9 protein-coding genes are annotated in these 7,186 nt (G+C 75.0%); 3 read left to right on the forward strand and 6 right to left on the reverse strand.

Annotated features, from left to right (window positions below):
• The 4 genes from DVA66_RS14790 to DVA66_RS14805 all read right to left on the reverse strand — a co-directional run.
• The coding region (locus tag DVA66_RS14790; RefSeq protein ID WP_408608916.1) for a protein kinase domain-containing protein at nucleotides 1–671 on the reverse strand (671 nt) is incomplete at its 3' end.
• A 102-nt stretch (nucleotides 672–773) separates the two neighbouring features.
• Nucleotides 774–1,745, reverse strand: coding sequence for a ketopantoate reductase family protein (locus DVA66_RS14795; protein WP_198671792.1), 972 nt, complete (start codon nucleotides 1,743–1,745; stop codon nucleotides 774–776).
• Nucleotides 1,742–2,263, reverse strand: coding sequence for a pyridoxamine 5'-phosphate oxidase family protein (locus tag DVA66_RS14800; protein WP_198671793.1), 522 nt, complete (start codon nucleotides 2,261–2,263; stop codon nucleotides 1,742–1,744). Before DVA66_RS14800 ends, DVA66_RS14795 begins: the two co-directional genes overlap by 4 nt.
• Nucleotides 2,264–2,367: 104 nt before the next feature.
• Nucleotides 2,368–2,772: a pilus assembly protein CpaE gene (locus DVA66_RS14805; protein WP_114560780.1), complete on the reverse strand. Its 405-nt coding sequence runs from the start codon at nucleotides 2,770–2,772 to the stop codon at nucleotides 2,368–2,370.
• 62 nt (nucleotides 2,773–2,834) lie between these two features.
• Between DVA66_RS14805 and DVA66_RS21970 the strand changes: the two genes are divergently transcribed.
• Nucleotides 2,835–4,469, forward strand: a complete 1,635-nt coding sequence (locus DVA66_RS21970) for an LLM class flavin-dependent oxidoreductase (protein WP_114560777.1) — start codon at nucleotides 2,835–2,837, stop codon at nucleotides 4,467–4,469.
• Nucleotides 4,470–4,527: 58 nt separating this feature from the next.
• Nucleotides 4,528–4,926: a hypothetical protein gene (locus DVA66_RS14815; RefSeq protein WP_157974025.1), complete on the forward strand. Its 399-nt coding sequence runs from the start codon at nucleotides 4,528–4,530 to the stop codon at nucleotides 4,924–4,926.
• Here DVA66_RS14815 and DVA66_RS14820 read toward each other — a convergent pair.
• Entirely contained in the window at nucleotides 4,911–6,230 is a 1,320-nt protein-coding gene (locus tag DVA66_RS14820; RefSeq protein WP_198671794.1) for an MFS transporter, read from the reverse strand. The genes DVA66_RS14815 and DVA66_RS14820 overlap by 16 nt on opposite strands.
• The gene (locus DVA66_RS14825) at nucleotides 6,227–6,841 is read right to left on the reverse strand and encodes a helix-turn-helix domain-containing protein (RefSeq protein WP_232821975.1); all 615 of its coding nucleotides are present in this window, start codon (nucleotides 6,839–6,841) and stop codon (nucleotides 6,227–6,229) included. The genes DVA66_RS14820 and DVA66_RS14825 overlap by 4 nt, the downstream gene beginning before the upstream one ends.
• 165 nt (nucleotides 6,842–7,006) lie before the next feature.
• Here DVA66_RS14825 and DVA66_RS14830 point away from each other — a divergent pair.
• Nucleotides 7,007–7,186, forward strand: a 180-nt coding sequence (locus DVA66_RS14830) for a hypothetical protein (protein WP_157974026.1), incomplete at its 3' end; no start/stop codon positions are given.

Raw genomic sequence — 7,186 nt, forward strand, 5'->3', positions numbered from 1 at the left:
AGCGGGCGGGCCGCCGCGCCCAGCCCGGTGAGGCAGTCGTGCAGCAGCGCCGCCAGCGACCAGACGTCCGCCCGCTGCCCGGCCCGGGGCGTCCAGCCGCCGGCGAGGGCGCCGTCGAGCACCTCCGGTGCGACCCAGCGCGCCTCGTCGGGGTCGGGCCGGACGCCGGCCTGGACCAGCGCCGCGGCGACGCCGAGGTCGGTCAGCACCGGACGACCCTGCGGGTCGACGACCACGGTGGAGGGACTCATCCCGAGGTGGGGCAGGCCGCGGGCGTGCGCGGCCTCGAGGGCGTCGGCGAGCCGGGCGGCCAGGTCGAGGGCGTGCGGCACCGGCATCGGCTCGTGCTCGAGCAGGGTGCGCAGACCCGTCCCGGCCACCACGCCCAGCTCGGCGTGCAGCAGGCCGTCGGTCTCGTCCCAGTGGCGCAGCGCGACCACGTGCCGCTCGAGCACGCCGGCCGCCTGGCGCATCCGGGCGTCGAACACCGCCGGCAGGTGCGGGACGGCCGACAGCCGCGGGTCCAGCACGAGCAGCAGCCCGACCCGTCCGTCACCGTCCTCGACCGCGCGGAAGATCGACCGGTGCGCGGTCTGGTGCAGCAGGTCGGTGAGCAGGTGGCGGCCGAGCCAGCCGCCGGCGTGCGGCATCGCTGGCTGCTGCCCCGCCATGCCCCACCCTCCGCTCCGTCGGTAGCCACCGCGGTGGCAGATCCTCGACAGTGTCCCCCAACCGACCGCCGCACCCAAGCCGGCGGGCCGGGCGTGGCGGGGTCAGGCGCGGTCGAGCCGGTCCAGCAGGTCGCGGGCCGCGACGCTGCGCGGTTCGCCGTCGACCAGGCCGTTGGCCACCCGGCGGAGCAGGTCGTTGGCCGGGGCCTCCCGGCCCAGCCCGTGCGCCAGCGAGACGATCTCGCCGTTCAGCCAGTCCACCTCCAGCGAGCCGGTGCGGCGGGCCAGGCTCTGGTAGGTGGAGCTGCCGGGTCCGCGCTGGGTGGTGCGCAGCAGGTCGCCACGGCGCTCCCGGTCGGTCTCGGCCGGCACCACCTCGATCCCGGCCGCGGCGAGCACCTCCTCGCCCTCGGCCCGGACCCGGCGGGCGAGCTCCTTCGCGTCGTCGTCCTGCCGGCAGGCGGCGTCCACGGCGTTGCCGAGGTTGGAGACGAGCTTGCGGTACTTCCAGGCCATGATGTCGGCCCGCGGCTCGGAGACGATGCCGGCGCTGGTGTAGGCGGCGGCCACCTCCTCGGCGAGCGGGTCGACCCGACCGTCGGGCGGCGCCGGCACCCGGCCGATGTCGAGGACCGCCGGGACGTTCTCCGAGCCGGCCGACACCTCGCCCGGGGACAGGTGGGTGGCGGGCAGCATCACGCAGACGCCGAGCACGGTGCCGAACCAGCGCAGGGCGGCCCGCTCGTTGTGCACCCCGTTCTGCAGGCAGACCACCGCGGTCCGGGTCGGCGCGGCGGCGTGCAGGCGTCCGAGCACGGTGGCGGTGGCGTCGCTCTTCACCGCGACGTGGACGACCTCCTCGCCGGTGAAGTCGATCTCCTCCGGCCCCTCGACGGCGGGGACGTCCAGGGTCTCGTCCAGGTGCGGGGTGACCAGGTGCAGGCCGTGGCTGCGGATGGCCTCGAGGTGCTCGCCGCGGGCGATGAGGGTGACGCGGTGGCCGGCGCGGTGCAGCAGCCCGCCCACCACCCCGCCGACAGCACCCGCTCCGTAGATGACGTGGTGGCGGCTCACGGGAGGTCGACGACCTCGTTCTCGCCCTGCGGGGCGTCGCTGCCGGTGAGCCGGGCCTTGAGCAGCGACACGACGGTGCGGACCCGTCCGCCGCCCTCCCAGTACTCGGCGGTGTCGCCGTCGACCTTGACCAGGACCGCACCCAGGTCGGCGGGGCCGGGCTGCTTCTCGTCGGTGCTGGTGGAGCCCTCGGCGGCGAACCAGGCGGCCACCACGTCGTTCCACAGCTCGTCGGCCCGCGCCGGGTCGTCGACCGGTGCGGCGGCGCCGGCGAGCGAGACCCAGGCGCGCTCGCCCTGCAGGGCCACGTTGACCTGGGGGTTGGTCTGGATCTGGGTGAGCAGGTCGGCCTCGCGGTCGACGAAGAACCACAGGTCGCCGTCGAACTCGACGTCCTGGACCGACAGCGGCCGCGACACCAGCCGCCCGCCGGCGTCGACGGACGTGACCATGGCGATGCGGACGCCCTTCATCAGCTCGGCGACCTTCTCGACCGTTCCTGCGGGACGTTCGGACACGATGACTCCTCCGGTGGCGGGTCGGGGACGACGTCACCCCTACCCGGGTGCGCCGCCGCGGAACCCACGCTACGGAGCGCTGCCGACGGGCGTCCGGGTGGGTGTCAGGAGACGGCCGACAGGATGCTGAGCAGGCCCTTGGCGTAGACGCACTCCACGTCGTTGTCGATCAGCCGGACCTCGGCGTCGTCGGCCTCGACGGTGAGCACCCAGGAGTCGTAGACCCGGGTCAGCGAGAGGAAGGTCTCACCGAGGGCGTGGCGCAGCTGGTCCTCCCGGGGCAGCCAGACGACGTCGCCCTGGGCGATGCTGTCCAGTGCCCACTCGGTGGTGCCGTTGAACTTGACCAACCCGCCCACGACGCGCTGGTCGACCTCGATCGTCATGTCGCTGACGATGAAGACCTCGCCCTCGAGGTCGGGTTTGGGGATCATGAAGCGGTCGCCGTTGGCCGGGGTCCAGCCCAGTCCCGCGTCGCGTAGCTCCGTCGCCAGCTGCCGGGTGATCATGACGCCCATCCCACCATGGCGGCCCAAGCCGTTGGCAGGGTGCCGGCGACTAGGGTGCCTCCGTGCCTGACTACGGCCTCGAGCTCCAGTTCGGACTGTTCCCGACGCCGACGGCGGCCGCCCCCGAGGCGGTGGTGGAGCTGGGGGTGCTCGCCGACGTCAGCGGGCTGGACCTGCTCACCGTCCAGGACCACCCGTACCAGGCGGCCCACCTCGACATGTGGACGCTGCTGTCGTTCCTGGCCGCGCGCACCACCAGCGTCCGGCTCGCCCCCAACGTCGCCAACCTGCCGCTGCGCCCGCCGGTGGTGCTGGCCCGCTCGGTGGCCACCCTCGACCTGCTCTCCACCGGACGGGCCGAGCTCGGGCTGGGCGCCGGCGGGTTCTCAGACGCCATCGCCGCCGCCGGCGGACCGCGCCGCTCCCCGCGGGAGGCGGTGGACGCCCTGGTCGAGGCGATCGAGATCATCCGGGCGGTCTGGCGCGGGCAGGGCTCGGTGCGCGTCGACGGGGAGCACCACCGCGTGCACGGGCTGCGCTCGGGTCCGGCGCCGGCGCACCCGGTGCCGATCTGGATCGGCGCCTACGGTCCGCGGATGCTGGCGGTGACCGGACGGCTGGGAGACGCCTGGATCCCGAGCATGCCCTACGCCGGCCCGGAGCGGCTGGCGGAGATGAACGCCCGCATCGACGAGGCGGCGGTGGCAGCCGGACGCGCGCCGGAGGACGTCCGCCGGCTCTACAACGTCTCGGGCCGCTTCGGCCGCGCTCGGACCTCGGCGGCCGACGGCCTGCTGCAGGGGACGCCCTCGGAGTGGGCCGAGCAGCTGGCCGAGCTGGCCCTGGAGGAGGGGATGTCGGGGTTCGTGCTCGCCACCGACGACCCCGACGACGTGCGCCGGTTCGCCGCCGAGGTGGCACCGGCGGTCCGCGACCTGGTCGCCGCGGAGCGCGAGCTGCGGGCGTCCCGAGGTGGGCAGGAGGTGCCCGGCGGGCTGGCCGGTGGGTCGGCCCTTCGACAGGCTCAGGGCGCTGGGGAGACGGCTCAGGGCGCTGAGCCCGTCGAAGCGCGGGCACCCGACGGCACCGAACCGCTCACCGTCCGGCCCACGCCGGACGACGGCACCCGGTTCAGCGGCGGGCCCGACTGGGACGAGGCCAGCCGCCCCCGCTACGGCGGCCCACGGTCCAGCCGCTACACCCCGGCCCAGCAGGCCCAACCGCAGCACCTCATCGACGTCCACGACCACCTGCGCTCCGAGCTCGCCCAGGTGCGTGACGTCGTCCGTCAGGTGGCCGAGGGCCACACCCAGGTGGCGGCGGCGCGCTCGGTGATCAACACCATGACGATGCGGCAGAACAACTGGACGCTGGGGGCCTACTGCGAGTCCTACTGCCGGGTGGTGACCGGTCACCACAGCCTGGAGGACCGCAGCGTGTTCCCGCGGCTGCGCGCCCTCGACCCCGACGCCGCGCCGGTGCTGGACCGGCTCCAGGCCGAGCACGTCACCATCCACGACCTGCTCGACGCCCTCGACCGGGCGCTCGTCGGGTTGGTCGGGCAGGAGCGGCCCGGCGACCCGGCGCTGGCCGAGCTGAAGCGCTCGGTCGACCTGCTCACCGACGCGATGCTCTCCCACCTCTCCTACGAGGAGCGGGAGCTGCTGCACCCGCTGGCCCGGTTCGGGCTCACCTGAGCGGGTCCCCCAGCGCGTCGGCGGGTCGGGCGACCCGCTCACGCGCCACCATCGGGGCGTGCGTGGATCAGCGGGGCGGTACCTGGGAGCGTCGGCGGTGGGCCTGCTGGTCGGGGTGCTGGTCGCCCTGACCGGGGTGGTGGTCGCGCGCTCGGTGCCGCCGCGGCCCGAGGTCACCGCGGAACGGTGCGACGTCGACTCCAGCCTGTCGGGCTTCCAGGGCCTGTGCGTCCAGCGTCGGAACGCTCCGCGCGGGCTGTTCAGCGAGGCTGTGGACGAGGTGTGGGTGCTGAGCGTGTACGACGGGTCGCCGATCGACCGCTACACCTTCGTCCCGATCCCGGCCCAGCGCAGCCACGACCCGTTCGAGGTGGTGTTCGCCGAGGACGGGCTCGAGGTGACGCTGGACGAGGGCATCCGGGTCTGGGTGCCCGCGGATTACTACGCGGTGGACTGACCCGGACGCGTCGGCGCGGACGCGTCGGGCGGCGTCGACTCGGTGCCGGCGGTGGCGCCCCGGCGCATGGCGCGGAACGACGGCACCGCGAACGGGGCCAGCGTGGTCAGCAGGTAGAGCGCGCCGCCGACCACCAGCGCCGTGCCCAGGCCGGCCCGGGTGGCCAGCACCCCGCCGAGCAGGGCACCCAGCGGCATCAGCGACCAGGCCGAGGCGCTGACCAGACCGCTGACCCGTCCGAGCAGCCGGGACGGGATCCGCTCCACCAGCAGGGCGCCGATGATGGGGTTGAGGAAGCCGCTGGCGAGGCCACCGACGACGACCACCGCGACCACGGCCGGCACCGAGTCGGTCAGCGCGAGGGCCCAGAACCGCGGCGCGCCGGCGATGAGGAACGCCACGGCGTAGACCACCAGCCGGGGCAGCCGGTGCCCCTGCCAGGCGGCCAGCGCCGACCCGGCCACGGCCGAGCCGGTCATCGCGGCGAAGACCAGCCCGAGCGCCTCCGGGCCGTGGGCGTGGGTGGTCACCCACACCGGCACCAGCACGGCGGAGTAGGCCTGGTCGAGGAGGTTGGTGACAGCCACCATCACCACGATCGACAGCAGCAGCGAGTCGCCCCGCAGGAAGCGCAGGCCCTCCGCCAGCGAACGGCCGTAGCCCTGCGGCGGTCCGGCGTCGGCGACCGGACGCCCCACGTCCACCGGCAGCAGCCGGGCCACCACCGCCGCCGAGGCGAGCAGGGCGACAGCGGTGACCAGCAGGGCGTCGTCGCCGCCGATCGCGGCGATCACCACCCCGGCTGCGGCCGCGCCGACGGTGGACGCCAGCCGCTCGACCATGCTGGCCAGCCCGGTGACCCGCTCCAGCGGGGACCCGGAGTGCTCGGCGACGGCCGGGGTCATGGCCTGCTTGGCGACGTCGGCCGGCCCCCGCAGCAGTCCGACCACCGCGACCAGGCCCACCAGCACCGGCACCGACAGCCCGCCGAGCCGGAAGCTGAGCCAGACCCCGAGCACGGCGACGGCGCTCAGCAGGTCGCCGAGGACCGCGATCCGGCGGCCGCCCCAGCGGTCGACCCACGGACCGGCAACCACCTTGGCCAGCACGTAGGGGGCGAGCTCGGCGGCCGCGACCAGCCCGGTGGCGGTCGCGCTCCCCGTGCCGGTGAGCACCAGCCAGGGGATGGCGACCATCGAGAAGCGGGTGCCGAGGTAGGAGCACACCTCGGCGAGCAGCCAGCTCCACAGGGCCCGGCCCTGCCGCAGCCGACCACGCGCACCGCCGGCCGCCGTCGGGTTCACCGCTCCTCCCCGGTCGGCTGCGGACGGCGCGGCGCCCTGCCCGGACGTGGGAAGGCGTGGGCCTGCACCATGAACGGCACCCGGCGGTCGGCGGGGTCGTGCGGGCGCTGGCGGTCCGGGACGTCGTACTGGTCGAGCAGGTCGGCGACGAGCTGGTCCACCCGCTCGCGCACCTCGAGCGCCTGCTCGGGTGTCAGCACCAGGGTCAGGTCGTTGTGGGTGACCGTCTGCTGCCAGTCGGGGGCGATCTCGTCGGCCTCCTCCGCCCCGCGGAGGAGGTTCTGCACCTGGGCGCTGACGGCGGCCTGGCCGAACCGGGCCCACAGGGCCTGGGCCTCCGGGTCCTCCGACCAGCGCGAGGAGGTGACGGACTGGGCGGCCCGCCACCACCGCTCGCGGCGGTCGCCGAGGTCGGCGGCGTCCTCGACCAGCCCGTGCGCGGCGAGCTGGCGCAGGTGGTAGCTGGTCGCGCCGCTGTTGAGGTCGAGCCGCTGCGCGAGCTGGCTGGCGGTCGCGGGGCCGTCCAGCCGCAGCAGGCCGAGCATCCGCAGCCGGACGGGGTGGGAGAGGGCCCTCAGCGCCGCGGGGCCGGGGACGAAGTACTCGGGCACGGCACCACGCTAAACCGCAAAGAGACGTTTGCAAAGACTTCTTTGCGGATTCTGCCGAGTCCGGCAGGCCGATGAGGGAAGGCTCACCAACGGCGCCGGCCCTACACAGACGCCCCTACCGCCCGTCACCTCACGTGCACGCGGAGGCCACCTCACCGCACTGGGATGGACCACGGGTTCGTCGCCGGCGACGGCCGGCGCCCGCACGAGACCACCGAGAGGGCCCTCATGACCGACACCTCCCCCATCACCCCCAGCCGCCGCAGCGTGCTCCTGGGCGGCGGGCTGGCCGCCCTGGCCGCCCTCGGCCCCCTGGAGGCGCTGGGCGCGCGCAGCGCCGGCGCC

Origin of the sequence: Desertihabitans aurantiacus (genome assembly GCF_003344635.1) — a bacterium.
GTDB lineage: Bacteria > Actinomycetota > Actinomycetes > Propionibacteriales > Propionibacteriaceae > Desertihabitans > Desertihabitans aurantiacus.